This window comes from Methylomicrobium lacus LW14 (assembly GCF_000527095.1).
Lineage (GTDB): Bacteria > Pseudomonadota > Gammaproteobacteria > Methylococcales > Methylomonadaceae > Methylomicrobium > Methylomicrobium lacus.
Map to the genome: position 1 here is coordinate 1,551,313 of NZ_AZUN01000001.1, position 26,746 is coordinate 1,578,058.

A 26,746-nucleotide genomic window follows, 5' to 3' on the forward strand; every position below is an offset into this window, starting at 1 on the left:
ACGGCTTCCAGCAAGCAAAAAACAAGCGCTATGCGGTAGGCCTTGGCATGAATTCGGGAAAGGATTGTTAGGTTAAGCCGATGTGGAACCCATCTCTTCATTCGGCTAAAAAAATCTCGTCGCGGCCGTACAAGCGCCTCGCATCGGCATAGCCTTTGTCGCGGCAGACGGCCAGCATCTTGTTGATTTCCCGGATATAGACATCGTCATCTTCCGGCTCCAGCGCCATGAAATATTGCAGCCATGGCTCGCGCCCAATCGCATAGACAAAGACCCGGCTGGCATCGACCGCATCCAACAGGCGCAAGGCCGCCTCGGCGTTGCTGCCGTTCGAACGCCGCGCCTGGCAATGCTTGTGATCCGGCAGCTTGGGCAGCAAGGCGCCATAGACCCAGGACAACGGCGCGCCGATGCATTCCATGCCCAGGAATACGGTATCGATTGCCCCATACTCGCGGCAAAGATTGTGATACATGCGTTCGTCGAGGCAATTGGAGTCTGCCGCAAACAACAGTTTTTGCTTGCCGGCGCGCACCAGATAGCCGCTTTTCGCGAACGGCAAATCGTTGTGTTCGCCAAGAAACGGCACCGCGACGATTTCCCCGTCGATAAAAGGAAGCGCGTCCAATGGATCGATCTCGATCACCTGGCGGAACCCCAGTTCCCTGGCCAGCAGTTTCATCGAAATGTCGGCGTAGAAAATCCCGGAGCTTTTCGGCACGACCAGACAGCCGATCTTGTGCCGCAGGCGCAGTAAGGTCTCGAACACATAATGATCGTGATGGACATGCGTGATCAGCACATAGTCGATATGCGGCGGCAAATCCTGGAAGCTGTAGCGCTCGATGCCGCCCTCGCTGGGGTTTACGGCCAGGAACGGATCGACCAGAATCGACACGCCGTTGTATTCGACCAGCACGCTGGCATGGCCGAGATAACGGACACGGGCACCCGGTCCGTGCCAGGGTTCGTTCTGACGCGGCGGTTTGTCGGTCAACAAACGGATCAATTTGTGGTCATCGGCAGCGTCCACCCCTAACACGTCCCGAATGTAAGGCAAGGGTTGCGGCTGGCTGTCCAATTTGAATAATTCGTCGATTGTGCTTTCGGAAAACGGGATATGCCAAGCGATGCTGTCATCGTCCGGCAGGCGCGGCGTACTCATGTAATAGGCGCGCGCCCGGTCATGGGTCTGGGTGAACAGACGCAGCGACTGCAAGTGCTTTTTGTAATGCCGGCTTTTGTAAAACAGGCTCTCGATGCAGCGGACGATCGGCCGGTTGTTGTAGTCATACAGCAATTCGACATAGCCCCGCAGCGACTCGGGCAGTTGCCGGTAATACGGCTCCAGGCTTTGACCGGCCGCCTCCTGATCCAGCAGGTTTTGGAAATCGAGCAAATCCTTGGCCATTTGCAGGCTGTCGGCATGTTCGGTTTCAATCCTGGTCAGCATTTGCGCCACCTCTTCAACGCGGTCGGCCGGCACATTCACGAAAGAACCGCCCAACAGTTTCGGATTGGCGCTGGATTTGACGTGAATCTGCGGGTTTTGCAGATAAGACGTCAGGTTTTTCTTCTGATAATTGAGCCTGTGCAGACTGGACGGCACCGGCGCAAAGGTATGCGGCCAGGCCACCCAGTCATCGACCAGCGCCTCGGCGGCGGTGGAATCGGCCAAGCGGTAAAGCGTGTTGTGATTCATTGTCTTGGGTTCCTCGATCAGTGTTGATGCCGTGCGGAGCGTGCGCCGACCGGTCCTTAGTTTTCGATGTCGTATTCGGCCATCCGGTCGACAAATTCGGCTATCGTGGTCGCTTCGAATAGCACGTTGACCGGCAGCTCGATCGCAAACAATTCCTGCACTTTCGCCATGACCTGCACACCGGCCAGGGAATGGCCGCCCAATTCGAAGAAATCATCATGGACGCCCAAACGTTCGATGCCGAGCACTTCCCGCCAGATGGCCGCCATGGCTTCTTCGGCCTCGTCGCGCGGGGCGATAAAGCCGTCTTGCCGCTCCGATTGCAAGTCGGGCAGCGGCAGGGCCTTGCGGTCCAGCTTGCCGTTGGCGTTCAACGGCATCGCCTCCAGCCAGAGCCACACCGACGGCTGCATATACTCCGGCAAACGGTCTTTGAGATGAGCCTTCACGGCCTCCTGATCCTCCCTAGCGCCCACTAAATAGGCGACCAGGCGTTTGAAGCCGGGCACGTCTTCACGCGCGACCACGGCCGCGAAGGTCACGGCAGGATGACGCAACAAACAGGCTTCGATCTCCCCCAGCTCAATCCGGTAACCTCTGACCTTGACTTGCTGGTCGAAGCGCCCCAGAAACTCGATATTCCCGTCTGGCCGATAACGCACACGGTCGCCAGTACGATACAGACGGCCGCCGTCACCGCAGAACGGATCCGGCACGAAGCGTTCGGCGGTCAAAGCGGGTTGGCCAAGATAGCCGCGACTGATGCCGTCGCCGCCGACCAGCAATTCGCCGGCCACTCCGACGGGCACCGGCTGCAAGCGGGTATCGACCACATAAATGCGCATGTTGGCGATCGCCCGGCCGATCGAAAGCGTCGCCTCGGCATCCTCCGGCGTGACTTGATAGACGCTGCACCAGACCGTGGCTTCGGTCGGACCGTATTCGTTAAACAACGCTGCCGTCTGCAAGCGCGCAAAATGCAGTTCGCCCAGCGCGCCGGGGCAAGCCTCGCCGGCGACGATTGCCGTCCGCAAACTTTGCAGTGCCGCCGTCGGCAGGTGTTCGAGCAAGAGTTGATACAGTGACGGCAAGGTCAAAAGATGAGTCACGCGGTGGCGTTCGATCAACGCGCCCAGACCCAAAGGCTCTTTCAGCAGCCCGTCGTCGGGCAAACACAAACAGCCGCCTTGGCTCAAGGTCCAGAAGATGCCGGCAACCGAACTGTCGAACGCAAACGAAGGCAGTAACAGATAACAGCCGACCGGCTCGCGGTAATAAGCATGCCTTGCCAGGGTCGAATGCAAGAGATTCGCATGGCTGACCAGGACGCCTTTGGGCCAGCCGGTCGAGCCGGAAGTATAAATGGCATAGGCGGCGTATGCGGGCGAACGCGCAACCCTTGGATTAGCGGCACTGTAAGCGGAATACGCCCCCACTTCGTCCACGCAAATCTTGACCCTGCGGCCGCAATTCAGCTTCGGCGCCAACGCCGACACGGTCAACAGCCAGTCGGCACCGGCATCCCGGAACAAATAGTTTTGCCGGTCTTCAGGGTAATTCGGATCGATTGGCACATACACGGCACCGGCCTTCAGGATCGCCAGCATACCGATCAACAATTCCGAACCTCTGGGCATGCTCAGCGCGATGCGCCGCTCCGGCCCCGCGCCCTGAGCCAACAGGTAATGCGCCAGACGATTGGCCTTCGCATTCAATTCGGCATAGCTGAGACGCTGCTCGCCGAAAATCAACGCTGTCGCCTCCGGCTGACGTTCGACAACCGACTCAAACACATCGACCAGCGTCTGCTGTCTTGGAAAGTCGACACCGGTGGCATTCGAAGCCGTCAGTTGCCGCCATTCCGGCACGGTCAGCAAGGGCAGCTGGCTCAATCGGCAGGACGGATCGGCCAGGATACCGTGCAATAAGGATTCAAAATGGCCGAGCATGCGCTTCACCGTCTCGCCTTCCAGCACATCGCTTCGATAACTGAACACTGCCGTCAGTCCCTGCCCGGTCTCCGCGCATAATAAAGCCAAATCGAACGCTTCCGATCTTTCCGGAAGGGCGTAACTTTCCGCCGCGATGCCGGCCCATTCCAGGGCCACGCCTGACTGCCCCAATGCCAGTGCGGAGGCTAACCGATCGCTGCCGGTCTGTAACGCAAACCAGGTTCGGAAGGAGGACGAATCGGCCGTCATACGCGAGCGCAACGGCTCTACCAGCAGCGGATAAGGAAAATATTGATGCTCCAGAGCACCGAGAACAATGGCATTGACGTCGTCAAGATAATCACAAAACCGCTGTTCGCCATAAGGCCGGCTGCGAAGAGCAATCGGATTCACAAAATAACCGACCAAATCGGCAAACTCCCGTTGCGGCCGGCCCAAGGATGGTGAGCCGACAATCAGATCGTGTTGACCGCTATAGCGGTACAGCAGCGTTTTAAACAGCGTCAACAGTACGGTATACAGCGTGGTATGGTGAGAGGCGGCTAATCCCTTCAGTTTGTCCACCAATACGGGCGCCACGATCAGCGCTTCCGCATCGCTTCGGTATGACGGCGAACCGGCGCCTTGACGCTCGCCGGGTAGCTCCAGACGCGGCAACTCGCCGGCGAGCTGTTCGCTCCAGTATTGCCGGTCGTTTTCGGCGGCGGCGCTTTCGAGATAATATTGCTGCCAGCCAACAAAATCGGCATAAGAGGCGGCAGGAGCGGACAACGAAGGACGTTGACCGGCTGTCCCGGCCGAATACAGTGTCTGCAGCTCCGCCAACAGAATTTGCAGCGAGCGGAAATCGACAATCAGGTGATGGGCGCAAAACGCCAGGACATGATCGGTATCGCCGCAACTGAACAGCGCGCATCGCATCAGCGGGCCGTGTTGCAGATCAAACGGTTTGCCGACAAACGCACGCAGCGTCTCCAGCCGCTCTGCTTGACCGGCGCATTCGGCGCTTTCCAAGGGGAGCTCTGCCAGGGTTAACGGCAAACACACGGGACGGTTGTCGTCGTCAAGATCAAATCCGCTCCGGAGTTGCGGATGGCGCAGGCACAATTCGGTCAGGGCGTTCTGCAAGGCGTTAGGGTCAACATACCCCCGTATCGCTAAGGCGACGGGCATGTGATACAGCGCTTCGCCGCTTTGCAGCTTGGCCTGCGTCCACAAGGCCTGCTGGTTGTAGGACATCGCGGTTTTCGCGGCAATGCCTTCGGCAACTTGATCCGGTTTTTTAATGCTTGCGCCGGCATTCTCGACCAAACTCAGCGCCGTCAGCGCGCTCTCCTGCAAGGTGGCGCTGCCCAGCATTTTGGCTATCGGCAAATCGATGCCCAGCAGTTCGTCGATGAAATATTTCATTTCGACCGCTTTCAGCGAGTCCAAACCGAGGCCGGTCAGAGTATGCCGAGGGCCGATAGTGCCTGCATCCACGCCGGATAAGGCTGCCGCCTTCAGCGCCAGTTGCCCCGCCAACAGCGCGGCCGCATTCGCCTTGTCCAGCGACAACAAGGCCAGGCGCAATAGATTGTGCTCGCCCGAGCTTATGACGGCCAATCTCTCCGACGGCGGCATCTCAGAGGGCTGTTGCAGGCCGTCGACCGCGACAGCCTCAAAGCCTTGCCGCAGATAAGCCTCGCGGCAAGCGCTGCGCCTAAGTTTGCCGCTGCTGGTTTTCAAGATCGAGCCGGGCTTCAAAAATACGATGCGGTCGGCCTGGATGCCGCATTCCTCGGTCAAGCGCGCGCGCATCGCGGCGAATTCGGCGCGATAATCGCCCTGCCTGACCCGGTTGCGCTTCAATTCGGCCAATACGACCAGCTTTTCGCCGTCGGCTTCGTCGACCGCGAAAGCGACCGTCGATGTCGGGTTCAACGCATCGGTGGCCGCCTCGACCGCATATTCCAGGTCGTGCGGGTAATAATTGCGGCCGCGGACGATGATGAGGTCTTTCAGGCGCCCGGAAACGAATAACTCGCCGCCGTCGACGAATCCCAGATCGCCGGTGCGGAGCCAGCGCTTTCCTTCGGCATCGACGCTGAACGTTCTTGCGCTCATTTCGGCATTTTGCCAATAGCCTTGCGCAATACTGGGCCCGCCGATCCATATCTCGCCGATCCGGCCTGCCTCGCAAAGCGCGCCGCTATCGGGGTCCACGATGCGGAGGCCTTGCGCCTTATCCACACTGCCGCAGCCGACCAAACGACGGGCATTCGGATCGCCGTCAGCTACCGCATTGACGATACGCTGTTCCAGCTCCCTCTTGTCGAACGCGGCAACGATCGGCACGCTTTGCTTTATGGCGCCGGTCGCCAGCAGGGTCGCTTCCGCCAGACCATAGCAGGGATAGAAGGCTTGCCGGCGAAATCCAGCGCCGGCAAAGGCCTCGCTAAAGCGCCGCAAGGTCTCCGGATTGATCGGCTCCGCGCCGTTGAACGCCAAGCGCCAGTGGCTCAAATCGAGCCCGGCCTTTTCGTCCTCGCCGATTTTCTGCACGCACAGGTCGTAGGCAAAATTCGGCCCGCCGCTGGTGCGGGCGCGATAATCGCTGATCGCCTGCAGCCAGCGCAGCGGCTTTTCGAGGAAGGCCATCGGCGACATCAACACCGCGCCGGCGCCGCAGTATAAAGGCTGCATCACGTTGCCGATCAGGCCCATGTCGTGATAAAGCGGCAGCCAGCCGGCTACGGTGGAACGTTCGTCGTGGCCAAAACGGCGTTTGATCAGGTGCTGGTTGGCGATCAAGTTGCCGTGACTGATCATCACGCCCTTCGCGTCACCCGTCGAACCCGAGGTGTATTGCAGGAACGCGAGATCCGATGAACGCAGCGCCGGCGCTTGCCAGGAGGATGCGTCGACAACCGCGCGGGCATCGGTTGGGAGCCAGTTTTTGGCTAACAATGCTTCACTGGCGCCTGCAAACTGGCGTACGCTGCCGGCGACCTGGGCTGTAGTCAGGATTATTTTTGCCCGGCTGTCGTCGAGGATGGCCTGCAGCCTCGGCATGTGCCGATTGTTGCTCGGAGGATAGGCCGGCACCGCGACGGTCCCGGCATAAAGACAGGCGAAAAACGCCACGATGTAATCCAGGCTCGGCGGATAAAGCAATACAGCCCGCTCGCCCTGCATGCCCATCTGCTGCAATTGCGCGGCCAATTGCCGGACTGCCCGGTCGAGCTCGCCGTATGTCAGCGAACGGGACGACGCCTCACCGAACTCCAGAAAGGTGTATGCGGTTCGATCAGGATGCCATTCTGCCCGTCTTTGCAGCACCGTGACCAAGGAGGTGGCGTCTTCGATCAACGCGGCGTCGCCAGTGGAATTACCTATATCATATTGCTTGTTTAACACCTTTCTCCCCCATCCTCGAAACGGATACTGCATGAAATTTCGCTAACCCAAGCGGGTGTCGAGCCGCGAATCCGAAACAGGGGTTTGTTGACCGTAATCTCCTACTGCCTAGAGAAAATAGGGTCTGCATGCGCCGCCTGTATCTACAAAATTACTTACAAGGAAGACGATCAAGGAAAAAATTCTCCCCATGGCGATGGGATTGAACGGCAGCATCCAGACTAGGATAGCAACCTGACCTTGCCGGAGACGAGTTAGCCTTCGACCGGAATGACATGCCTATCCTGGCAAGTCTTTTGTCGATAAGTCATATGAATATCTGATCTTATCATTTGGTGTGCACCTGGCATTTGCGTATGATTCCCGGTTCAAGGGAGGCTTTTGAGCCTTTGCCCAGCAAGACAACACCCTCTACCGATAACCCCTCTACACCATTTTCCTCAGGGATCTAGTGAATGAACTTCCCCATTGCCAAGCGCATTGCCGATCTACGCCCTTCGGACATCCGCCTGATGACCCGAGAATGCGAGCGGCTTGGCGGCATCAATTTAGGCCAAGGATTGGGCGACCTGCCGGCGCCGCCTGAGGTTAGAGACGGCGCGATCAAGGCGATCCAGGACGGGCGGAATACCTATACGCCATCGGAAGGAGTGACGCCGTTACGGCTGGCGATTGCGGAAAAATTAAGACGGGACAATGGCCTCACGGTCGATCCCGAGCAAGAGATCGTGATCAGCAATGGCACCACGGGCGCGTTCGCGGCCACCTTGACGGCCTTACTCAATCCGGGGGACGGCATTTTGCTGCTCGAACCCTATTACGGTTATCACCTGAATACGATTCTGCTCCAGGGCCTGGAGCCGCAATTTCTGACGCTGAATCCGCCGGAATTCGATTTGGATGAAGCCGCGCTAAACGCGGCCGTGCGCCCCAATACCCGCGCGATGGTGCTCTGCACGCCGGCTAATCCGAGCGGCAAGATGTTCAGCGCCACCGAACTCGCGATCGTCGAGCGCGTCGCCGAACGGCATAATCTCTTGATTATTTCCGACGAGATCTACGAGTACATCACTTACGATGGCCGCCAGCATGTGTCGCCGGCATCGGTCGGCCGGCTGGGCGAGCGGACCGTCAGCATCATGGGGTTTTCAAAAACTTTCAGCATCACCGGCTGGCGCTTAGGCTATGCAGTGGCGGAAGCGTCTTTGGCGAGCGCGATCAACCTGGTGAACGACCTGCTTTATGTCTGCGCTCCTTCTCCGTTGCAGTATGGTGTTGCGGCTGGATTAGAGGTCCCGCCCGAATATTTTCAGCATCTACGCTCTGAGTATCAGCGCAAGCGCGACATTATTTGCGAGGGCCTCAATGATGCAGGATTGACGCCGCTGGTTCCCCAGGGCGCCTATTACGTGCTGGCAAGCATTGCGCATCTGGGTTTTGCCGATGCAAGATCTGCGGCTATCAGCTTATTGGAACAAACCGGCGTGGCTTCCGTCCCCGGAAGCGCCTTTTACCAAAGCGGCGCGGGGGAAAGCCTGATCCGCTTCTGTTTCGCCAAGGATGATGCGACGCTGCGCGAAGCGGTTGCGCGCCTGCGCAAATTTCGTTCATAACTGCGCAAGACGGATATAAAGCGACTTGATTCGCGGCAAACCGCAGCCGATCAAGACTTGGGAACGGGACGGGCTTACGGGAAACCATCAAGATGTCCAACCTGCCGGTCTACCAGGAACTGGCGCGGCGCATCGGCCTGGAACGTATGCGTAACCCTACTGAACTGGATTAAGGCAACGGTGAAATTTCGCGATCAATCTCGATATATCGAAAGCCGGCGATGCGGCTAAGCGTATCGAATTGGGCAGGGCCAGTCTTAGGGTGTTGGGGATACTTCGATCGAAAGGTTAGTTAAAAACGAGTAAGCCCAGTCAGGGGGCGCGAAGCGAACCCTGACAATTCAAACTTAAACTGGCTGAGTCTGCGGCAAAGCAATAGAAGTAGCCGGCGCCGCCGGTGCTGACCAAGTTTTCCTGGCTACAGCCTTTACTGTCGTGGGTCGAGTTCCAGGACACGTTGCCGCCGGTGGCTCCGCGGTTGGTGCGGTCGGAGTGGCCCAGCCGAACCGTACCCTCGGCGCTGCTCGTGTAGTTCTTGCTGATGATGTTAAAGACAATTGCCGAGCGCTCGATGTTGCCCTGAAAACATAGCCTGCTGATGGCCTGTTTTCAGAGAACCAAAAAGCCGGCCATGAAAAGCATGACCGACTTACGCGGCTATCCACTATTTTGGATAAATCACTCGGTTAAAGCGTCGGAACTGGCGAGGTTTATCCTTGATTTTTTACTCAATTGATCGATTTTAATCGAGGCTTGCTCAAAGGATTCAGCCACTTTGTCAAATGCCGAACGATGCACCGTAGCGCTCTCAGTCGGCTTAGCAGATGCCTGCGCCGCATCGCCCATCTTGCCTGTCGAGTCGACAGCAGGCTGACCCGCTTTGGCGGTATCTGCCTTGAGACCGGCAGAATCTTCGGTCGCGGCATCAAGACTCAAGTCTTCGCTATTGTTGTCAACTTTGCCATCATTGATTAGGTGACGGCGATATTGCAGGAAGGACTCGCGGGTAAACACATACGGATCCAAGGCCGCCTCGTCGATAAAGTTCAACGCACCTTGGGCTTTTGCACGATCGCTGATGCCCTCGATAATACCGGTGAACGGAACATAGGTGCCTGGATTGGCGGCTTTGTCTACGATAAGGGCACTACCATCACGAATCGTTGTCGGCCCCATGACAGGCAACACCAAATAAGGCCCCTCTCCGACTCCCCAGACCGCCAAGGTTTGCCCAAAGTCCTCGGCGTTATGCTCTAGGCCAAGTTTACTCGCCACATCGATCAATCCACCGACACCGATAGTCGTATTGGTCAGGAAACGGCCGGCATCCGCAGCACTTTGTTCAAATTTTCCCTGCAGGACATCATTTAACACCACATTGATGCCTTTCAAGTTGCTAAAAAAATTACTCACCCCGGTTTCCACGAAATCAGGCGTGATAAATTTGTAACCATCCGCGACCGGTTTGAAAAAATACTTATCCAGTCCCATGTTAAACCCGTACATGGATCGGTTGAAGCCCTCATAGGGATCAACCTGGCTTGCCTTGGCCGAAACAGGATCTACCGAGGCTTCCACGCGTTTCTCAGTGGTCGCGCATCCTGTCATCATCAATGCGCTTGAAACTAAAAACACTTGTGCCAAAGATGCTCGGCTTTTGCCTGAGTACAATCGGGTAAACATTACATACAACTCCACTGAATTATTGGTTCGAGCAACCTTCGCTTTTGGGGTGAAGAGCTTTCGCCATTACATAAAATAGTATCGATTCGATATTTTAAGTATACCACTTTAGCCTTTGCCGTCATACAAGATCTGTCTTTTCTGGCATGCACAAGTTGATGGCAGCGGCTAGCCGAATCAGAATGATTGGCCCGGTTGGTAATGGCTTTTTTGGTAAATCTCCATGATGGCCTCTCCGTTCCACACATAACAAAAATGCGGGCCTTGCCGAACGGGAGAGAGGACGCGCGGCCTAAAAACGGCTACACATTCGCCCCCGGAATAACGCACGCTGTCATAAACGATCCCGTTGGAGCCGGTGTCGCGCAGTGCTTTCGCCAGGGTTTGAGGATGAAAATAACTCCCAGGGTCATCCGTATAAATCGCCGGCATCTGCGCCTGCATCTTGCGAATATCATGCAACTCCGATTCCAAATCGGCAGCATAGCTTCGCATGTCGATTTCTATCGGCGGCTCGCTCGTCGCCGCCAGGAACCTGGCCTTATGAAATCGGGTTTCGGCGATTGCCGTATCCATATCCTTGTTGGCATAGTAAACCCCGTAAGTGCCGCCCGTAAACCGGCTTCCTTCGGGGTTAAGATGGGTGAAGGCGGCCATAATCGGCGTGGTTCCAGGGCCCGAGACCCGGTCTTCGAGGGGAACAAGCCTGATATCGCCCGACTCGTCCAACAGCCGGTCATTTGTCAACGCTTCGATCGCGAAAACAATGTCCAGGTCTTCCGGCTCCGCTACCCGATCAAATAATCCCACCGGCGGAAACCGGCTGGGAACCAGCCGCCAGCAGGGATGCCAAACTACACGGCTGATTGGCGGCAATGGCGCGCTCACTACCCGCGTTGCCCATCGAGGTATTGCCGAACCACATACAAATCAATGACGCGGCCTTTCAGCATCCGATCGAGCGCCGATTTGCCTTGAAACAATACCGCGGTATTCGGGCGCTTGATCCATTGATCCGCCGCTTCGGCTTTAGGCAACAATATCTGCAACGCTTTGTAAATGCCGAAAATATAGGAGAGCCTTTCCAACTTATCGGGATTCAGCTTGGCGAGCTCGGGCTGCTTTTTCCACTTGAAAAAGGTGCTGCGGGAATCCATGCCCAGCAAGACCATTGCCTCATCCGTACTGAGTTTCCAGGCATCCGCAATATTAAAAAAAGTCCTTAATGCGCCTTTTGCAATCATGGCGTCATCAAGGCCGGGGCGACTGTTTGCAATGGATAACATGCCGCATCTCCTCAACTAGTGCATTTATGTAGTAAAATATAAAATAAGTTTATATATAGACCTTGTCAAGGTTTTTGTTTAGCCGCCCTTGATCTGAAGTCCGGGAACGGCATCAGCATCCGTTCAACCGGAACTCCTTATAGAAACCGTTAACGACTGAACATTTACCAGAGAAAGGCGCTGGCCTTTTTTCCCAATATTCTGCCCTCGAATACCAATTTTGCCGGAGCGCTCGTAAAGCCGGCACAAACGTGCAAGGGCAATAGATGCTCTTCTCTGGGGTGACAATAATCCGCATAAGGGGCATTACGCCAGTCAATGAGCCTGGCTTCCCGTTCCTGGGACGATAAATCGTCCTTCGTACAGGTATCAATCAGCCATGCTTCGAACGCCTCATTTTTAGCGTCATGCTCCTCCCTACCGGGCGCAAAAAAGGCGTTAAGGTTATGAAACGAAAAACCCGATCCGATAATCGCTACATTGTCTTTGCGTAAATCCGCAAGGGCTTTGCCTATTTTGATATGTGTTGCAGGATCTAAGCTATTGACCAGAGATAACTGAACACAAGGGATTTCAGCCGCCGGGAACATGATTTTTAACGGCACGAATAGGCCATGATCAAAACCCCTCCGACTATCCAGCCGCGAGCTAATACCGCTGTGCTGCAACAAGCGCAAGATTTTATCGGCAAGGCCAGGCGATCCGGGCACAGGATATTGAATCCTGTAGGCCTCATCAGGAAAACCGTAATAGTCATAAATCAGCGCGGGCGTGGCTCCACTCGTAATTGTGACTCGGCTTTCTTCCCAGTGCGCACTGATCACGACAATGGCTGAAGGCTGCCCCAGACTTGGCCTTATTTCTTGCAGAAAATCGACCAAATTCTGGTGCCCTTGATCGCCCAGCAGAGGCAAAGGGCCGCCCCCATGGGGAATAAACAGAACAGGACCGAGCTGATCATCTGATTCGCATTTCATAGCGCCTCTGCGGGTAAAGTTTGGAATTGGCGGGAGCCGGCGAGCGTAACAGGTTAAAGCACGAAGTCTTATCCCCTATTCATCGATTGTATCGTCAGTATTTTCATTGTCCCCGTTGCGCGCGGTCATGACGGTTTCATACAAGCGCACTAAGCCGGCTTCGAGCGCCGCCACCTCTTCCGCGGAATAAGTCTCGAACAAGCGGTTGATGTGCTGAAGGTGCTCGGGGAAGCTGCTTTCGTATAAGGCCTTGCCGGCATCGGTCAACCGGATGATCTGGCTGCGGCCATCCTTTTTGGAGGCAAGGCGCTGAACAAGGCCTTTATCCTCCAATCGGCTGACGACTCCGGTCAGCGTCCCTTTGGTAATCAAGGTTTGTTCGCCCAATTTTTTGGGGGTCATACCGGAGGTGTTGCCTAAGGTGATGATGACGTCGTATTGCGGCAAAGTCAGATCCAGCTTGTGAACATGACTGGCCGCATAAGACAAAAAAGCTTGATGCGTTCGCAATAACTCGCGCAGCATCGTTGGGAAAGTAGAGGGAGAAGACATAACACCGCAATATAAGTTCTAATTAGAACTGGATGATAACCCCAATCAAAAACAACCTCAAGCTTTTTGCCGTAATGGGGTGGCGTCGCGGCAAAGCGGAACGCTTTGCCCTCCAAGACAGAGATGGGGTGATTTTACCTGAAAAATCCTACAGGCAATCGGCCAGCACGATGGCCCGTTTCGGCGCGGGCAGGCCTTCGATCGTCAATGCGGGATCATTCGGATCAAGAAAATCCGGCAGCGATTGAAACGGCATCCATTCGGTGCGACGCTGTTCTTCGAGGCTGGTTAGCGTGATGTCAACCACGCGGATATTGCCGAAGCGGCAGCGTCTTAGCCAGCTCTCCAGCGTCGCCAGGCTTGGGATGAACCAGACATTGCGCATGTTCGCATAGCGGTCCTCCGGCAGCAGGGTCTCGCCCAGTTTGCCGTCGATGATCAAGGTTTCGAGCACCAGTTCGCCGCCGGGTTTCAGACAGCCCCGAAGTTCCAGGAGATGTTCGATCGGCGACCGCCGATGATACAGCACGCCCATCGAAAACACCGTGTCGAATGCTTTCAAGTCGGCCGGCAACGCCTCGATGCCGAAAGGCAGAACATGCACCGGCGCGGGACCATAGAGGGCCTTGACCAGCTGGAATTGGACCACATTCAGCAGCAAGGGATCGATGCCGACGACCGTCTTCGCGCCCGCGCCGAGCATGCGCCAGCCGTGATAGCCGCTGCCGCAGCCGACATCCAGTACCAGCCGGTGCTGCAAGGGCGAGATGTGATCCTTAAGCCTGTCCCATTTCCAGTCGGAGCGCCATTCAGTGTCGATTGGGATGCCGTATAAATCGTAGGGCCCCTTGCGCCAGGGGATCAGTTCGCGGAGGATTTCCACGAGCAAGGCCCGGTCTTCATCGCGAATATCCTCGGCGCGGCCGATTTGCACCGCATCGCCGGTCAAACAGCGCAGCGAAGGCTGGAGTGCCGGCAAACGCTCGAGCAAGGCCTGCCAGCGCGGCAGAGTGCCGTGGCGGGCCGGATCCAGCGCAGCGGCGATTTGCGCGGGCAATAGGTCCGCCCAGGCGCCCGCATTGGCTTCAGTGAGCGCCGCATATAAATCGTCGTAAGCGGTCATTTCAGGGTGAGGATCGAGGCGAAGTTGAAATATTGAAACCAGACTTCCGCTTGTAAGCGCTCGTGGAAGCGCGAGATCATCGCCGCCGAATTATCGACCGCGACGATACGGCAGTTCGGCGCGTCGATGTGCTGCAGCATGCTGAAAGTCGCCGCGCCGAGCGAGCAGCCGAGGTCGTAGCAGACGCTATCGGGACGCGCGAAGCGGCCGGCCAGCAGGCCGATCGCGGCAATGATCGCCTGATAGCCCGGCACCGAGCGCTGGATCATGTCGGGAAAAACGTCGACGACTTTGGCGTCGAATTTGAATGCGTCGATGTCAGCCAAGGGGCTGGCGTAAATGGAATCTTTGGTTTGAGTCACAGCAGAAAGGGGTGATAGCCGGCGCCGCAGCAGCCGCTCGAAAAAATCAGATCAAACCGGGATCGAAATGGCCGGATTTGACCGCAAGACGCGTCAATTCCACGTCGTTTTTGATCTTTAGTTTACCATAAAGCCGATAGCGGTAGGTGTTGACCGTTTTGGTGTTGATCGACAGTATTTCGGCCATTTCCGATATCGATTTGCCTTGCAGGATCAGCGTCACGATTTCGGTTTCCCGCTGCGACAGTTTGGCGAACGGCGACGGTTGATCGCCGAGCAAGCTTTGAAAAGCCAGATGACTCGCGACATCGTTGCACAGATAACGCTGTCCATCGACCGCCTTGCGGATCGCGCAAATCATTTCGTCTGCGGAGGAGGATTTGGAGATGAAGCCCAGCACGCCGAGTTTCAATAATTGCTGCGGAATCGGGCCGTCGTTATAAGCCGACAAGCCGATGATTTTAACATTGGGGTTCTGCCGCAAAATGCGCCGGCTGGCCTCGACGCCGCCGATGCCTGGCATGCTGACGTCCATCAATACCACATCCGGCGACAGCTCCTCGACTATCTCGATCGCTTGTTCGCCGGAATCGGCGACTGCGACGACCTGAATTCCCTTATCTGAATTCAATAGCGCCTGAATGCCGGTCCTGACCAATTGATGATCGTCAACGAGGAGCACACTAATCATAAACTTTGTTTTTTATTATCTTATAATCAGTCAATGTTGTCACGGATCGGTTAAAACCCCGCCAACGAAATCCATTACTTTATCGTTTTCGATTATAACGCTGATATGGCGGTTTGTCTGTAGCGATGAAGGCGAATGGATCACTTTGACGACCAAAATATAACCATAGCTTATGTGGTTTTACGAGTTTTTTCGCTGCTGCCAGTCAAGGCTTGCAAATGGGACAATCATTTCGTGTCCTGCGAATTTTTTGCGGCCAGCCGCGTCAAAAAAATTATCTTAAAATTTTCTATTTCATCCATAAAGAGGCAAACGCATGTTGATCCCATCTGTTTTCAAAAAATCGGTATTGCTGCCGTCAGTATTGTTCGTGGCGCTCAGCCATTCCGCTTCGGCAACAGAAGCGCCGGAAATCAAAAGAACGGTCTTGTTACAGCAAAACGTGACCCTGCCCAGCCCGAATGTGAACGGCAAAGTGGTTCGGGTCAGCTTTCCGCAAGGCGTCAAAACCCCGCGTCATACGCATGAGGGACCGGGACCGCGCTATGTGGTCAAGGGTACGCTGCAAGTGGTCGAGGGCGACAAGACCGGAATTTACTCGGAGGGCGAGGTGTTTTGGGAAACCGGGCAATCGATGACCGTCGAAAACATCGGGGGGGAGCCTGCCGAATTGATCATTTTTGAAATGGGTCCGGTGCATTGAGATGGCGCGCTGGCTGAGCCTGCTGCTCTTGTTGCTGTGCTGGGCAAGGGCTTCGGCGGCGCCGCCGAAGCCCTTGCTCTGGCAAGTCAGCGACGAGGACAATAGCGTTTATATGCTCGGCTCGTTTCACATGCTGAAGGCCGAGGATTATCCCTTGGCCGCGGCCGTCAACCAGGCGTTCGACGCGGCCGGCAAAGTGTATTTCGAAGTGGCTCCTGATGAACTGAACAATCCCGCAAGCGTGCAAGCGATGATGAAGACGGGCCTGATCGAAGGCGGCGGAACGCTCCAGCAAAGCCTGAAAGCCGATACCTGGCAACGCTTGCAACGCTATTGCCAAACCCATGCATTGCCGATCGAGTCGTTCCAGGCGATGAAACCGTGGCTGGCGGCGCTGACGATCGCGAATTTTGCCGTCACACAGGCCGGATTCTTGCCGGATCTGGGATTGGACAAGCATTATATGGACATGGCCGCTATCGAGCGCAAGGACACGGCGGGGCTGGAAACCCTGAATCAGCAGATCGGGGTTTTTGCTCAAATGTCCCCCAAAGATCAGGAACTGTTCTTGATCCAGACGCTAAAAGACATGCAGGACCCGGCGCAACTGGAGCAATTGCATCAGCGCTGGCGCAATGGCGACGCCGAGGGTTTGCTCCAGCTGCTGAGTCAGGATAGCATCAATGACAGCCCCGCATTTTACCGGCGTCTGAATCGCGATAGAAACCGCGCCTGGCTGCCGCAAATTTCCGCGTTTCTGCGCGAAAACACTCAGGGCGACGCCCTGGTGGTAGTCGGCAGTCTGCATTTATTGGGCGCCGACGGCCTGGTCGAACTGTTGAAGGCGCAGGGCTTTCGCGTGGTCCGCCTGAATTGACGGGCGCCTCAATGCCGCGTATCCGCCTGATAAGCCGATAAATCTTCGGCCAGCAGCTTTTGCACATCGATACGGTCGAAACGGTATTGCTTGTTACAAAATTCGCAGCCGACTTCGACCGCGCCTTTTTCCTGCAGAATATGTTCCAGTTCCTGTTCACCGAGCGAACGCAGGGCGTATTCGATTTTCTGTTTGGAGCAGGAGCACTCGAAGCGGACCGCTTCGGCATCGAAGAGCCGGACTTTTTCTTCATGAAACAGCCGGTGCAGCAGCGTCTCGCAGTCGAGATTCAGCAACTCCGTGGCGGTCAGCGTATCGGCCAGCATCGTGATGCGTTCCCAGTCGGACTTGAAGTCCTTGTGCGCGGGCAATTCCTGCAACAATAAACCGGCCGCGACCTGATCGTTCGCAAACAGCCACAAGCGGGTATCGAGTTGTTCGGACTGGATGAAATAAGTCTGCAAGGCGGCGGCCAGATTGGCGCCTTTCAGCGGCACGATGCCTTGATAAGGCTCGCCGTTGTCCGGCCTGATCGTCAGCACCAGCCGGCCCTGGCCGAACATCGCTTCGAGCGGACCGTGTTGCACCTCACCGGCGCAGCGGACCAAACCCCTGATTTTGCGGTCGTGCGTCGATTGCGCGACCAGGGTTCTGAAGGCGCCGTCGCCCTGCGCCTGCATGATGACCGAACCGCTGAACTTGATCGTGGCGGATAACAGCACGGCCGCCGCCAGCGCCTGGCCCAAATTCTCCTGCACGGTCGTATTGCCGTGTTGATTGTGCAGGGCGTTTTGCCAACTGCTTGACAATTTGACCCATTCGCCGCGCACACCGAATTCCTCGAAAATAAAGCGGTGTAAACTATCTTCTTCCATCCTGTCTTTCCGAAAAAGTAAACGCTTTATTATACCCCGCAATCGGTGTAACCTAGCGCTCTGTTGATTATCACAGGTTCCGATCATGATTTTCGCTGCCAAAAAGCGGGTACTGCCAGCCCCCTCGGATGCTCTGCCCGGCAATGCCGAACCGCTACGCGTAAACCCTCGGCATTTTGTGAACGGCAATCCCATCGTGCCGCCGTTTCCGGAGCCTCTGCGGCTGGCGCTATTCGGTCTCGGCTGTTTTTGGGGCGCCGAGCGCCGCTTTTGGACTGATCCCCGCATCTTCAGCACCGCGGTCGGCTACAGCGGCGGTGTTACGGTCAATCCGACTTACGACCAGGTCTGCACCGGCATGACCGGTCACAGCGAAGTGGTCAGGGTGATTTACGATCCTGAGTTAGTGGCCTACGACGAACTGCTGAAGCTGTTCTGGGAGGCGCACAATCCGACGCAAGGCATGCGCCAGGGCAACGATATCGGCACGCAATACCGCTCCGGGATCTACACCTACGATCAGGAACAATTTGACCTGGCGATCGCTTCGAGACAATCCTTTCAGGAGCAATTGTCGAGGGCCGGGCTCGGCGCGATCACGACCGAGATTCTGCCGGCCGGCGAGTTTTATTATGCCGAGGATTATCACCAGCAATATCTTGCCAAGAATCCCGGCGGCTATTGCGGACTCGGGGGCCTCGGCGTGTGTTACGCCGAAAAATAAGCGGGCAAAAAAAAGGGCGGTTAAACAACCGCCCGAGAACTATTAGGAAGATTTCAACGCAACTTTCAGCTCGCAGGTTCCGGAGAACCTCAAAAGTTAGGTTAATGATAGCAAGACAAAAGGCAATTAAAAATGTGGCAAATTGCCGCAGGGCAACAACGACTGTCAAAAAAGACACAAAGTGTTGCGTGTAAATTTGAGTTCTTCCGCGTAAAAACGCCAGGCAAAAAAAAGGCGGTCTTTTAAACCGCCTCAGAACTATTAGGAAGATTTCAACGCAACTTTCAGCTCGCAGGCTCCAGAGAACCTCAAAAGTTAGATTAATGATAGCAAGACAAAAGGCAATTAAAAATGTGGCAAATTGTCGCAGGACCACAACGGTTGTCAAAAAAGATACAAAGTGTTGCGTGTAAATTTGAGTTCTTCCGCGTAAAAACGCCAGGCAAAAAAAAAAGCGGTCTTTTGAACCGCCTCAGAACTATTAGGAAGATTTCAACGCAACTTTCAGCTCACAGGCTCCGGAGAACCTCAAAAGTTAGGTTAATAATAGCAACGGCAAAGTCAATTTAAAATGTGGCAAATTGTCGCACCGTTGCAACGATTACCCAAAAAGCAACAGAGGCAGTTCCGCAACGCGTTGCTGCGTTGCCGGCCACCCGAATAAAAAAAGGCGGGGGGCAAACCGCCTCGAATTTAGGAGGGCTTCAACGCAATTTTCAATCAACTTGCCCGCTAAGCGCCGCAAAAATCAATTTAATCATAGCTATAGCGCCAGAAAAGCGAGTGTGACATATTGCCGCAGTTCGCAAGGCCCGGCAAATCGGCGACAATAGCCCTAGAGATACAGAATCGGTCAATTTTTTGGTTATTTTGGAACATGCTCACAAACGTTACGCCCAAGTCCGAATTTAGCGCCAGGCAAAATCTGCGCTGGTTGTTCATCCTCAGAAACATGCTGATTCTGGCCGCCTCGCTACTGTTGGTCATCTCGGCCTATGGCCTGAACATCCAGCTACCCGAAGAGCAACTCTGGCTGGTGATCGTGTCGATCATCTCGGTCAATGTATACACGTCGATGCGTTTGCAGACCGGGGATCCGGTGTCGGAGCTCGAAATTTTCTCGCAATTAACGATCGATGTGCTGGCGATTGCGGCGTTCATGTATCTGACCGGAGGCGCCTCGAATCCGATCATCTGGGTGTTTCTGCTGCCGCTGATCGTGACCGCGATCATGCTGCCGCAATCCTACGCCTGGTATATGGTCGTGCTGACCACGTCGATGTATACGATTTTGATCGCATACAACATCCCCCTGCCCTCGATCGAGCCGCACATGCCGGATCCCGAACGCTTGCATCCCGACATGCCGCATTACTCGATGCTGCTAAATGCCTATGCGACCAGCGACCGGCATTATTATGACCTGCATATGTTCGGCATGTGGTTCGGTTTTGTGTTCAGCGCCGGACTGGTCGCGTTTTTCGTGGTCGAACTGGCGAAAACCTTGAAGATTCAGGAACGCAGCCTGGCGATTGCGCGCGAAAATGCGCTCCGCGACGAACGCGTCATCGCGCTCGGCACCCTGGCCGCCAGCGCGGCGCATGACATGGGCACGCCGCTCGGCACGATCGCGATCGTCGCGCACGAACTGCGGAATGACTTTCCGCAACACCGCTTTCCCGATCTGCACGAAAAAATCGACATCATGCAGCAGCAAGTCGACCGCTGCAAAAAGGCTTTATCGGTGATGTCCGCCTCGGCCGGCGAAATTCGCGCCGAATCCGGGCGCGTCATGCGCGTGACCGCCTATATCGACGATGTGATCAATCTCTGGCGCACCCAGAAATCCACGGTCAAACTGAATTTTTTCATCGACCCTGACACTGTCGATGAAGCCGAGATCATCGCCGAACGCACGCTGACGCATGCCTTGATCAATATCCTGAACAATGCGGCCGATGCGTCCGGCGACAATCGCAAGGGCATCGAATTTCACGTAGCCTGGGATTTGCGGCTGCTGCATATCAAGATTCGCGATTATGGTCCCGGATTTCCGCCGGAAATGGTCGAGAGCGCAGGCAGGCAGCCGTTGATCAGCAAGAAACGCGGCCTCGGAGTCGGTCTGTTTCTGACTTATTCAACCATCACCCGCCTGGGCGGCACGATCCAGCTTTATAACGCGGAGCCGCACGGCGCCTGCGTCGATATCGCGCTGCCGCTGCTGCATGCCGAACCGACTGAAGAGGAGAATGCGATCAATGGATAACCGAGCAAGCGATAAACCGAGATTATTGCTGGTCGACGACGATGAAACCTTTTGCCGGGTGTTGAAATCCGCGCTCGAAAAGCGCGATTATGAAGTGCTGGTCGCGAACGACGTGCAAAGCGGCATCGAACTGGCCGAACACAATCTGCCGGAATACGCGGTGATCGACCTGCGTATCGGCCATGAATCCGGCCTGGAACTGGTCAAGAAACTGATTTCACTGGACGCGAATACCGCCTGCGTAATGTTGACCGGCTTCGCGAGCATTGCGACCGCGGTCGAAGCGATCAAACTCGGCGCCATACACTATCTGACCAAACCCGCCAATGCCGACGAAATTCTGGCCGCGCTGCATAAAAACGAAGGCGATGCGAGCGTGTCGATCAGCGAAAGCCCCTTGTCGGTCAAGCGCCTGGAATGGGAGCATCTGCAAAAAATTCTGATGCAACACGACGGCAATATCTCGGCCGCCGCCAGAGCCTTAAACATGCATCGGCGCACCCTGCAACGCAAGCTCGAAAAGCGTCCGGTCAGGGAGTAAAGCTGGCAATTATTTCGCGATTTGCCAACCGGTTCATAGACTGCATTAAAAATAAGATTATTCTATCTAGCATGGATTATGCCAATGTTTAGAGAGGTTTACGATGAATAAGTCAGTCGTTGTTTTATTACTCTTGACCGGCCTTGCGGCTTCCAGGCCGGCCCTCAGCAGCACCGAGGAGGAATTGAGCCGCTTCCACGCCCTGTGCAAGACCGATGCGGATGTTGTGGTCAACGGCTACGAATTCAAGAAATCCGGGCTTTCCTTCGCGATGATCAAGGATACAATTAAGACCGCTTTTGCGGGTAAAGCCCAAACCTCGAAGGATAGCGGCGATGATGCGTTATACCTGATCAAGACCGCCTACCGCTTAAACCCCAAACTGAAGACCGAGATCATTCGCGAAGCGGCCTATCGGCTGTGCATGAAAGAAAAATTATCGACGGACCGGTAATTTTGCCTATTGCCCGATCAGCGTTGGCAAAGTTGGGCTATACTTTGACTGGATTTTTTAAATGAGAATTGTTATCATTTTTCATAACAACCCCGTCAGGAGATCTTTTCATGTATGTATGCGTCTGCAAGGCCGTTACCGACACTCAGCTCAAGAAAGCCATCGATAACGGCCTGTGTACCCGCCGGCAACTTTTCGAGTGTTTCGGCGTCGGCGGCGACTGCGGGAAATGCAACCGGCAGGTCAAGGAATTGCTTGACGCGAGCAAGCAAAATCAATTTATAATGCCCTCAGTGTCCACTCAACCTGTCTATAACGCCTGTTAAAGGCGCCGGGAGCATCCATGAAGGGCGATAAAAAAATCATCGAATTCTTGAACAAGGCGCTGACCAATGAGCTGACCGCGATCAATCAGTATTTTTTACATGCGCGCATGTTCAAAAACTGGGGCTTTTCGAAGCTGAATGAAAAGGAATATCACGAGTCGATTGATGAGATGAAGCATGCCGATACGCTGATCGAGCGGATTCTGTTTCTGGAAGGCCTGCCCAATCTGCAAAATCTCGACAAACTGCTGATCGGCGAAAATCCGCGGGAAATGCTCGAATGCGATCTGAAGCTCGAACAGACCGCGATTCCGCTGCTGCGTGAGGCGATCGCCTATTGCGAGTCGGTGCAGGACTATGTCTCCCGCGAAATTTTCACGCATATTCTCGAAAGCGAGGAAGAGCATGTCGATTGGCTCGAAACCCAGCTCGAATTGATTGAAAAGATCGGCATTCAGAACTATCTGCAATCGCAAGTCTGATCATCCCCCACTCCCTTCCCTGAAAATCAGCGACTTAGCCGACGTTTGACAGCGTTCATCTAGCCCGGTAGAGCATTCTCGGGCTATAATACGCCTCTTTTTTGTCCTGGATTTACGATCCGGCTTACAACAAGGAAATCAAATGTCTCAAATCGTGGTTTGCGCCATGTACAAGTTCGTGACCCTGGAAAACTATTGGCATCTCCGGCAGCCTTTGCACCGGGTCATGGAAGATAACGGCGTCAGGGGAACCCTGCTTTTGGCAGTGGAAGGCATCAACGGCACGGTCGCCGGATCGCGCGAAGGCATCGACACCGTATTGGCCTGGCTGCGTACCGACCCGAGGCTCGCGGATATCGACACCAAGGAATCCTACACCAATGTGCCGCCTTTCAACCGCACCAAAGTCAAGCTGAAGAAAGAGATCGTCACGATGGGCGTCGAGGGCATCGATCCCCGGCGCGTGGTCGGCACTTATGTGAAGCCTGCCGACTGGAACCGCCTGATTTCGGATCCGGAAGTGATTTTGATCGACACCCGCAACGACTATGAATATCAGGTCGGCACCTTCAAAAATGCGGTCAATCCGAATACCGAAAGCTTCCGCGAGTTTCCGCAATTCGTCAAAGACCATCTCGATCCTGCGCAGCACAAGAAAGTCGCGATGTTTTGCACCGGCGGCATCCGCTGCGAAAAATCGACGGCTTATCTGAAGGAACAGGGCTTCGAAGAGGTCTATCACCTGCAAGGCGGCATTTTGAAATATCTGGAAGAGGTGCCGGCCGAGAATACGCTCTGGCAGGGCGAATGCTTCGTTTTCGACGAGCGCGTGACGGTCGACCATGCGCTGCAAAAGGGCGAATATGACCAATGCCACGCCTGCCGCCTACCGATTACCGCAGCGGACAAGGCCGATCCGCGTTACCAAAAAGGCGTCAGTTGCCCGCATTGCCATGACAAACTGACCGCGGAACAAATAAGCCGTTTCAGCGAGCGTGAAAAGCAGATGCAGCTTGCGCGGCAGCGCGGCGAGGCGCATATCGGCTCGGATGCGGCCAGAAGCCTGATCGCGAAGCGCGAAGCGAAACAGCTGCGCCGTGAGCAACAAGCCGCAAGCCAGCTCGATCAGGTCTGCTGATGAGCGCCAAGCTCGCCCAAATCGGACAACAGGCGCCGTTATTGTCGGTCTCCGAATGGGTGCAGGGCGCGCCGGTCAATTTCGACCGGCTGCGGGGCCGCGTGGTGCTGGTCGAGGTGTTTCAGGTCAACTGCCCCGGCTGCTTTTTCTATGCGCTGCCGGAGGCGATCGAATTGCACCGCAAATATGCCGATGCCGGCTTGGCCGTACTCGGCGTGGCGACCGCATTCGAGGATTTCGACAAGAATACGCTCGAAAATTTACGCCTGCTGGTCGAGCGCAACGAAGTGATCGGCGAAACCTTCAAAGCGCTGAGCCAACATGGGCAACTCGAGCAAGGACGCCTGCCGTACCGCATTCCTTTCCCGTTGGCGATGGATCGATTGAGCGAGCGCCAGGGCGAAATCTCCGGGGACGACATTCTCGGTTTCATCCACGGCCGCTTGCCGAATTTCGACCAGCAGCCGGAGGCCTACCGGCAGCAGGTCATCCAACAGGTAGGGAAATATCTGCAATCGCTGCGCTATCGGGCGGAGACTTTTGAACGCTTTCAATTGAAAGGCACACCCTCGCAAATCCTGGTCGATAAACAAGGCGTACTGCGCGCCTGCGAGTTTGGCGCTTTTCCTGACCTGGAAAGCCGCCTGCTCGAACTGTTGCAGGAATGACCTGACGGCTTAGAACGCCTCAGGCTCACACCGGCGCGCGCTTTGGGGCAGGCAGGCGCAGCCAAAACAAAGCACCCTGCCCGCTTTCGCCCAGTTCGATTTCTGCGCCGTAGGCTTTCAACAGCGAGGCGGCAATTTCCAGCCCCAGGCCGGTGCCGCCTGCATTCCGACGCGTCGTGAAAAAAGGCGTAAAGATTTTGTTGCGGTTCTCGCGCGAAATGCCCGCGCCGTTGTCCTGCAAGCCGATAAGCATCCTCTCATCCAGCCGCTCCAAATGAATATTGACCCGGTCCGCGCCGTGTTGCAGGCTGTTTTCGAACAGGTTGACCAGCACCAACTCGAGCACTTCCGGCGCGATCAGCAACGGCGCCGCCGATGCCGTGTCCAGTTCGATAAGCAGGCCGCGTTCGGCATAGCGGTGCTTCAGTTGCCCGACGACTTCGTGCAATAGGCATTCGTGCTTACTCGGCAGCGTCGCATCCGCATGCGCGAGTTCGAGCAGGCGGTTGACCAGCTGTCTGAGCCGGTGCGTATCGGCCAGGAGATTTGCGATGAAGCGCTGCCGGCGCTCCTCGGGCATCGTGTCGAGATGATCCTGCAACAGTTCCAGCGCGCCCTGGATCGAAGTCAGCGGCGTTTTGAATTCATGCGAAACATGGGTCGCGAAGCGGCGGATGTAGTCGGTCCGCTCCGAAAGCGCCCGTGACATGTCCGCAAAACTCGCCGAAAGCTGGGCGATTTCCTGAGTAACCGGATTTTGCAAGGGCTCGATCAGCTTTTGTTCGCCGCTTTTAAGTTTTTCGGTCTGCCGGATCAACTCCCGGATCGGCCGCGCGATCGACGAGGAGACCAGCATCACGATCGTGACCACGATCAACAACAGGCTGACGCCGGCCAGCAGCACGCGGCCCTTGACCGCATAGAGATGTTTCAGGATGTTGTTCGGCGTGCGCGACAAATAGAACACGCCTTGCAGGCGGCCGTTTTCGATCACCGGGAACGCGATGAATACGCGGATGTTCGCGCCGCGGCTGATCGAATACAAAGGCGGCGGCGGTTCGTCCGAGATGCGCTGGCGGATCACGCTCGCATAGCGCCCTTGCAAGGCTTCCTCGACTTCCGGGATAGGCGCGAGCGATGCGCCGACCTCTTCGCGCCCGGCGATTACGATGCCGTTCGGGTCGAGCAAACGGATGCCGGACAACGTGATATGCTGCGTATCCTGCAAGACCGGGCGCAATAACAGACCGGCGCGGCGCGCCAGCTCGTCGGGCAAAGCCTGTGCGGCTGCCGCCGGGGGGCGCGGCGAAAGGATAGTATCGAACAAGCTCAATCCCGGAAAGATTGGCGCGTAAGGGGCATTCTGCGGCAGCGGATAAGTTCCCGCATAGGCCTGGATTTCGGAGCGATCTTGCAGAACCCGTCCGTAGGGTTTACCGTTCGTTTGCAGATTGCGCAGCAGCTGCCGGTAACTCGCGGACAAGGCCGCCGCCTGCGCGATCAATTCCCGCTCGGTCTGCTGCACCAGTTCGTTTTCATAGATCCGGAAGAAATACAGCCCGCCCAGCGGCAGCGCCAGCACCATCAGCATCACGCACAACAGGATATTGCGCAGTCGGAACAGCCGGCGGCGCCAAAACGGCAATTTGAAGCTCACTCGCATCCGGCCAGTTGATAGCCGACGCCGTGCACCGTCTCGATCGCGGCCTGGCATCCCGCCTCGCCGAGTTTTTGCCGGATATGGCGAATGTGGCTGTCGATCGTGCGGTCGCTGACATAGACGTTGTTGTCGTAAGCGCTCTGCATGATCCGGTCACGGCTGAATACGCGGGCGGGATGGCGGATCAACAGCTGCAATATCGCAAATTCGGTCGCGGTCAGGCCGACCGCGATGCCGTCCCACAGCACCTTGTGCTGAGAGGGTAAAACGCTGAGCCTGCCGTGCCGCAGCAGCAATTCAGTCGCGTCCGCCTTCGGCAAAGCCTGCGCGCGCCGCAGAATCACGTTGACCCTGGCGACCAGCTCGCGCGGACTGAAAGGCTTGGTCACATAATCGTCGCCGCCGATTTCGAGGCCGAGTATCCGGTCTATTTCATCGTCGCGCGAAGACAGAAACAGGATCGGCACCTCGGAGTGTTTGCGGATTTCGCGGCAGACTTCCAGGCCGTCGAACTCCGGCATGTTGATGTCGAGCACGATCAGATCGCAAGGATCGGCGCGGAATGCCTCCAGCGCGCGCCGTCCGTCTTCGGCCTGCCACACCTGCATACCGGCCTTTTCGAGCGCAAAACCGATCACGTCCCGGATATGGGCATCGTCGTCGGCAACGAGTATGCGTTTGCTCATCAGGCG

Annotated in this window: 24 protein-coding genes and 1 pseudogene; 12 read left to right on the forward strand and 13 right to left on the reverse strand. The window is 56.0% G+C overall.

The features are described from left to right. Positions 1 to 97: 97 nt before the first annotated feature. Positions 98 to 1,702 carry an MBL fold metallo-hydrolase gene (locus tag METLA_RS0106965; RefSeq protein ID WP_024297850.1) on the reverse strand — a complete coding sequence of 535 codons (1,605 nt, stop codon included), beginning with the start codon at positions 1,700 to 1,702 and terminating at the stop codon, positions 98 to 100. Positions 1,703 to 1,758: 56 nt separating this feature from the next. Beyond that, the gene (locus METLA_RS0106970) at positions 1,759 to 7,053 is read right to left on the reverse strand and encodes a non-ribosomal peptide synthetase (protein WP_024297851.1); all 5,295 of its coding nucleotides are present in this window, start codon (positions 7,051 to 7,053) and stop codon (positions 1,759 to 1,761) included. A 455-nt stretch (positions 7,054 to 7,508) separates the two neighbouring features. On the opposite strand from METLA_RS0106970, the gene METLA_RS0106975 reads away from it, so the two are divergent. Both METLA_RS0106975 and METLA_RS23950 read left to right on the forward strand, forming a co-directional pair. Continuing rightward, positions 7,509 to 8,666 (forward strand): pyridoxal phosphate-dependent aminotransferase, encoded by a 1,158-nt coding sequence (locus METLA_RS0106975; RefSeq protein WP_024297852.1) that lies wholly within the window; start codon positions 7,509 to 7,511, stop codon positions 8,664 to 8,666. A gap of 34 nt (positions 8,667 to 8,700) precedes the next feature. Further along, positions 8,701 to 8,818, forward strand: a pseudogene (locus METLA_RS23950) (class D beta-lactamase); the annotation flags it as partial. Between the two features lie 526 nt (positions 8,819 to 9,344). Here the strand turns inward: METLA_RS23950 and METLA_RS0106985 are convergent. The 8 genes from METLA_RS0106985 to METLA_RS0107020 form a co-directional block, all read right to left on the reverse strand. Then, positions 9,345 to 10,349 (reverse strand): MlaA family lipoprotein, encoded by a 1,005-nt coding sequence (locus METLA_RS0106985; RefSeq protein WP_024297853.1) that lies wholly within the window; start codon positions 10,347 to 10,349, stop codon positions 9,345 to 9,347. Between the two features lie 177 nt (positions 10,350 to 10,526). Continuing rightward, positions 10,527 to 11,159 (reverse strand): RES family NAD+ phosphorylase, encoded by a 633-nt coding sequence (locus tag METLA_RS0106990; protein ID WP_245598749.1) that lies wholly within the window; start codon positions 11,157 to 11,159, stop codon positions 10,527 to 10,529. A gap of 77 nt (positions 11,160 to 11,236) precedes the next feature. Further along, the gene (locus METLA_RS0106995; RefSeq protein ID WP_024297855.1) at positions 11,237 to 11,635 is read right to left on the reverse strand and encodes an MbcA/ParS/Xre antitoxin family protein; all 399 of its coding nucleotides are present in this window, start codon (positions 11,633 to 11,635) and stop codon (positions 11,237 to 11,239) included. A 164-nt stretch (positions 11,636 to 11,799) separates the two neighbouring features. Beyond that, a complete protein-coding gene (locus tag METLA_RS0107000) occupies positions 11,800 to 12,612 on the reverse strand; it encodes a DODA-type extradiol aromatic ring-opening family dioxygenase (protein ID WP_024297856.1) in 813 nt (270 codons plus the stop codon). Between the two features lie 75 nt (positions 12,613 to 12,687). Then, complete coding sequence (locus METLA_RS0107005) at positions 12,688 to 13,164, reverse strand: MarR family winged helix-turn-helix transcriptional regulator (RefSeq protein ID WP_024297857.1); 477 nt, start codon at positions 13,162 to 13,164, stop codon at positions 12,688 to 12,690. A gap of 148 nt (positions 13,165 to 13,312) precedes the next feature. Further along, positions 13,313 to 14,287 carry a tRNA 5-methoxyuridine(34)/uridine 5-oxyacetic acid(34) synthase CmoB gene (gene cmoB / locus METLA_RS0107010; protein WP_024297858.1) on the reverse strand — a complete coding sequence of 325 codons (975 nt, stop codon included), beginning with the start codon at positions 14,285 to 14,287 and terminating at the stop codon, positions 13,313 to 13,315. After that, a complete protein-coding gene (locus METLA_RS0107015) occupies positions 14,284 to 14,649 on the reverse strand; it encodes a class I SAM-dependent methyltransferase (protein ID WP_024297859.1) in 366 nt (121 codons plus the stop codon). The genes cmoB and METLA_RS0107015 overlap by 4 nt, the downstream gene beginning before the upstream one ends. Before the next feature lie 46 nt (positions 14,650 to 14,695). Continuing rightward, positions 14,696 to 15,340 carry a response regulator gene (locus tag METLA_RS0107020; RefSeq protein ID WP_024297860.1) on the reverse strand — a complete coding sequence of 215 codons (645 nt, stop codon included), beginning with the start codon at positions 15,338 to 15,340 and terminating at the stop codon, positions 14,696 to 14,698. Between the two features lie 316 nt (positions 15,341 to 15,656). Here METLA_RS0107020 and METLA_RS0107025 point away from each other — a divergent pair, with 316 nt between their 5' ends. Then, positions 15,657 to 16,043: a cupin domain-containing protein gene (locus METLA_RS0107025; protein ID WP_024297861.1), complete on the forward strand. Its 387-nt coding sequence runs from the start codon at positions 15,657 to 15,659 to the stop codon at positions 16,041 to 16,043. Position 16,044: 1 nt separating this feature from the next. Then, the gene (locus tag METLA_RS0107030; protein ID WP_024297862.1) at positions 16,045 to 16,920 is read left to right on the forward strand and encodes a TraB/GumN family protein; all 876 of its coding nucleotides are present in this window, start codon (positions 16,045 to 16,047) and stop codon (positions 16,918 to 16,920) included. A gap of 8 nt (positions 16,921 to 16,928) precedes the next feature. Here the strand turns inward: METLA_RS0107030 and hslO are convergent, their stop codons facing one another. Beyond that, a complete protein-coding gene (gene hslO / locus METLA_RS0107035; RefSeq protein WP_024297863.1) occupies positions 16,929 to 17,795 on the reverse strand; it encodes an Hsp33 family molecular chaperone HslO in 867 nt (288 codons plus the stop codon). Positions 17,796 to 17,880: 85 nt separating this feature from the next. Between hslO and msrA the strand changes: the two genes are divergently transcribed. The 8 genes from msrA to METLA_RS0107075 all read left to right on the forward strand — a co-directional run bounded on the left by msrA (position 17,881) and on the right by METLA_RS0107075 (position 24,394). Continuing rightward, positions 17,881 to 18,519, forward strand: a complete 639-nt coding sequence (gene msrA, locus METLA_RS0107040) for a peptide-methionine (S)-S-oxide reductase MsrA (protein WP_198408456.1) — start codon at positions 17,881 to 17,883, stop codon at positions 18,517 to 18,519. 877 nt (positions 18,520 to 19,396) lie between these two features. Further along, on the forward strand, positions 19,397 to 20,785 hold the full coding sequence (locus METLA_RS0107045; RefSeq protein ID WP_024297865.1) for an ATP-binding protein: 1,389 nt from the start codon (positions 19,397 to 19,399) through the stop codon (positions 20,783 to 20,785). Beyond that, positions 20,778 to 21,326 (forward strand): response regulator transcription factor, encoded by a 549-nt coding sequence (locus METLA_RS0107050; protein WP_024297866.1) that lies wholly within the window; start codon positions 20,778 to 20,780, stop codon positions 21,324 to 21,326. Before METLA_RS0107045 ends, METLA_RS0107050 begins: the two co-directional genes overlap by 8 nt. Positions 21,327 to 21,429: 103 nt before the next feature. Further along, positions 21,430 to 21,780, forward strand: coding sequence for a hypothetical protein (locus METLA_RS0107055; protein ID WP_024297867.1), 351 nt, complete (start codon positions 21,430 to 21,432; stop codon positions 21,778 to 21,780). A gap of 110 nt (positions 21,781 to 21,890) precedes the next feature. Continuing rightward, complete coding sequence (locus tag METLA_RS20735; RefSeq protein ID WP_036281551.1) at positions 21,891 to 22,106, forward strand: (2Fe-2S)-binding protein; 216 nt, start codon at positions 21,891 to 21,893, stop codon at positions 22,104 to 22,106. 17 nt (positions 22,107 to 22,123) lie between these two features. Next, positions 22,124 to 22,588 carry a bacterioferritin gene (bfr, locus tag METLA_RS0107065; protein ID WP_024297869.1) on the forward strand — a complete coding sequence of 155 codons (465 nt, stop codon included), beginning with the start codon at positions 22,124 to 22,126 and terminating at the stop codon, positions 22,586 to 22,588. A 142-nt stretch (positions 22,589 to 22,730) separates the two neighbouring features. Further along, positions 22,731 to 23,726: an oxygen-dependent tRNA uridine(34) hydroxylase TrhO gene (gene trhO, locus METLA_RS0107070; RefSeq protein WP_024297870.1), complete on the forward strand. Its 996-nt coding sequence runs from the start codon at positions 22,731 to 22,733 to the stop codon at positions 23,724 to 23,726. Then, positions 23,726 to 24,394 carry a redoxin domain-containing protein gene (locus METLA_RS0107075; protein ID WP_024297871.1) on the forward strand — a complete coding sequence of 223 codons (669 nt, stop codon included), beginning with the start codon at positions 23,726 to 23,728 and terminating at the stop codon, positions 24,392 to 24,394. Before trhO ends, METLA_RS0107075 begins: the two co-directional genes overlap by 1 nt. 25 nt (positions 24,395 to 24,419) lie before the next feature. Here METLA_RS0107075 and METLA_RS0107080 read toward each other — a convergent pair whose 3' ends face one another. Continuing rightward, positions 24,420 to 26,051: a sensor histidine kinase gene (locus tag METLA_RS0107080; RefSeq protein ID WP_245598750.1), complete on the reverse strand. Its 1,632-nt coding sequence runs from the start codon at positions 26,049 to 26,051 to the stop codon at positions 24,420 to 24,422. After that, complete coding sequence (locus METLA_RS0107085) at positions 26,048 to 26,740, reverse strand: response regulator transcription factor (RefSeq protein WP_024297873.1); 693 nt, start codon at positions 26,738 to 26,740, stop codon at positions 26,048 to 26,050. Before METLA_RS0107085 ends, METLA_RS0107080 begins: the two co-directional genes overlap by 4 nt. Positions 26,741 to 26,746: the final 6 nt, after the last annotated feature.

What these genes read in the sequence shown, in the direction of transcription:
- METLA_RS0106985 (WP_024297853.1), bottom strand. Translation starts at nt 10,349, where the DNA reads ATGTTTACCCGATTGTACTCAGGCAAAAGCCGAGCATCTTTGGCACAA.
- METLA_RS0107030 (WP_024297862.1), top strand. Translation starts at nt 16,045, where the DNA reads ATGGCGCGCTGGCTGAGCCTGCTGCTCTTGTTGCTGTGCTGGGCAAGG.
- METLA_RS0107020 (WP_024297860.1), bottom strand. Translation starts at nt 15,340, where the DNA reads ATGATTAGTGTGCTCCTCGTTGACGATCATCAATTGGTCAGGACCGGC.
- METLA_RS0107075 (WP_024297871.1), top strand. Translation starts at nt 23,726, where the DNA reads ATGAGCGCCAAGCTCGCCCAAATCGGACAACAGGCGCCGTTATTGTCG.
- METLA_RS0107025 (WP_024297861.1), top strand. Translation starts at nt 15,657, where the DNA reads ATGTTGATCCCATCTGTTTTCAAAAAATCGGTATTGCTGCCGTCAGTA.
- METLA_RS0106975 (WP_024297852.1), top strand. Translation starts at nt 7,509, where the DNA reads ATGAACTTCCCCATTGCCAAGCGCATTGCCGATCTACGCCCTTCGGAC.
- METLA_RS20735 (WP_036281551.1), top strand. Translation starts at nt 21,891, where the DNA reads ATGTATGTATGCGTCTGCAAGGCCGTTACCGACACTCAGCTCAAGAAA.
- trhO (WP_024297870.1), top strand. Translation starts at nt 22,731, where the DNA reads ATGTCTCAAATCGTGGTTTGCGCCATGTACAAGTTCGTGACCCTGGAA.
- cmoB (WP_024297858.1), bottom strand. Translation starts at nt 14,287, where the DNA reads ATGACCGCTTACGACGATTTATATGCGGCGCTCACTGAAGCCAATGCG.
- METLA_RS0107085 (WP_024297873.1), bottom strand. Translation starts at nt 26,740, where the DNA reads ATGAGCAAACGCATACTCGTTGCCGACGACGATGCCCATATCCGGGAC.
- METLA_RS0107000 (WP_024297856.1), bottom strand. Translation starts at nt 12,612, where the DNA reads ATGAAATGCGAATCAGATGATCAGCTCGGTCCTGTTCTGTTTATTCCC.
- METLA_RS0106995 (WP_024297855.1), bottom strand. Translation starts at nt 11,635, where the DNA reads ATGTTATCCATTGCAAACAGTCGCCCCGGCCTTGATGACGCCATGATT.
- METLA_RS0107055 (WP_024297867.1), top strand. Translation starts at nt 21,430, where the DNA reads ATGAATAAGTCAGTCGTTGTTTTATTACTCTTGACCGGCCTTGCGGCT.
- hslO (WP_024297863.1), bottom strand. Translation starts at nt 17,795, where the DNA reads ATGGAAGAAGATAGTTTACACCGCTTTATTTTCGAGGAATTCGGTGTG.
- METLA_RS0107045 (WP_024297865.1), top strand. Translation starts at nt 19,397, where the DNA reads ATGCTCACAAACGTTACGCCCAAGTCCGAATTTAGCGCCAGGCAAAAT.
- bfr (WP_024297869.1), top strand. Translation starts at nt 22,124, where the DNA reads ATGAAGGGCGATAAAAAAATCATCGAATTCTTGAACAAGGCGCTGACC.
- msrA (WP_198408456.1), top strand. Translation starts at nt 17,881, where the DNA reads ATGATTTTCGCTGCCAAAAAGCGGGTACTGCCAGCCCCCTCGGATGCT.
- METLA_RS0107005 (WP_024297857.1), bottom strand. Translation starts at nt 13,164, where the DNA reads ATGTCTTCTCCCTCTACTTTCCCAACGATGCTGCGCGAGTTATTGCGA.
- METLA_RS0106965 (WP_024297850.1), bottom strand. Translation starts at nt 1,702, where the DNA reads ATGAATCACAACACGCTTTACCGCTTGGCCGATTCCACCGCCGCCGAG.
- METLA_RS0107050 (WP_024297866.1), top strand. Translation starts at nt 20,778, where the DNA reads ATGGATAACCGAGCAAGCGATAAACCGAGATTATTGCTGGTCGACGAC.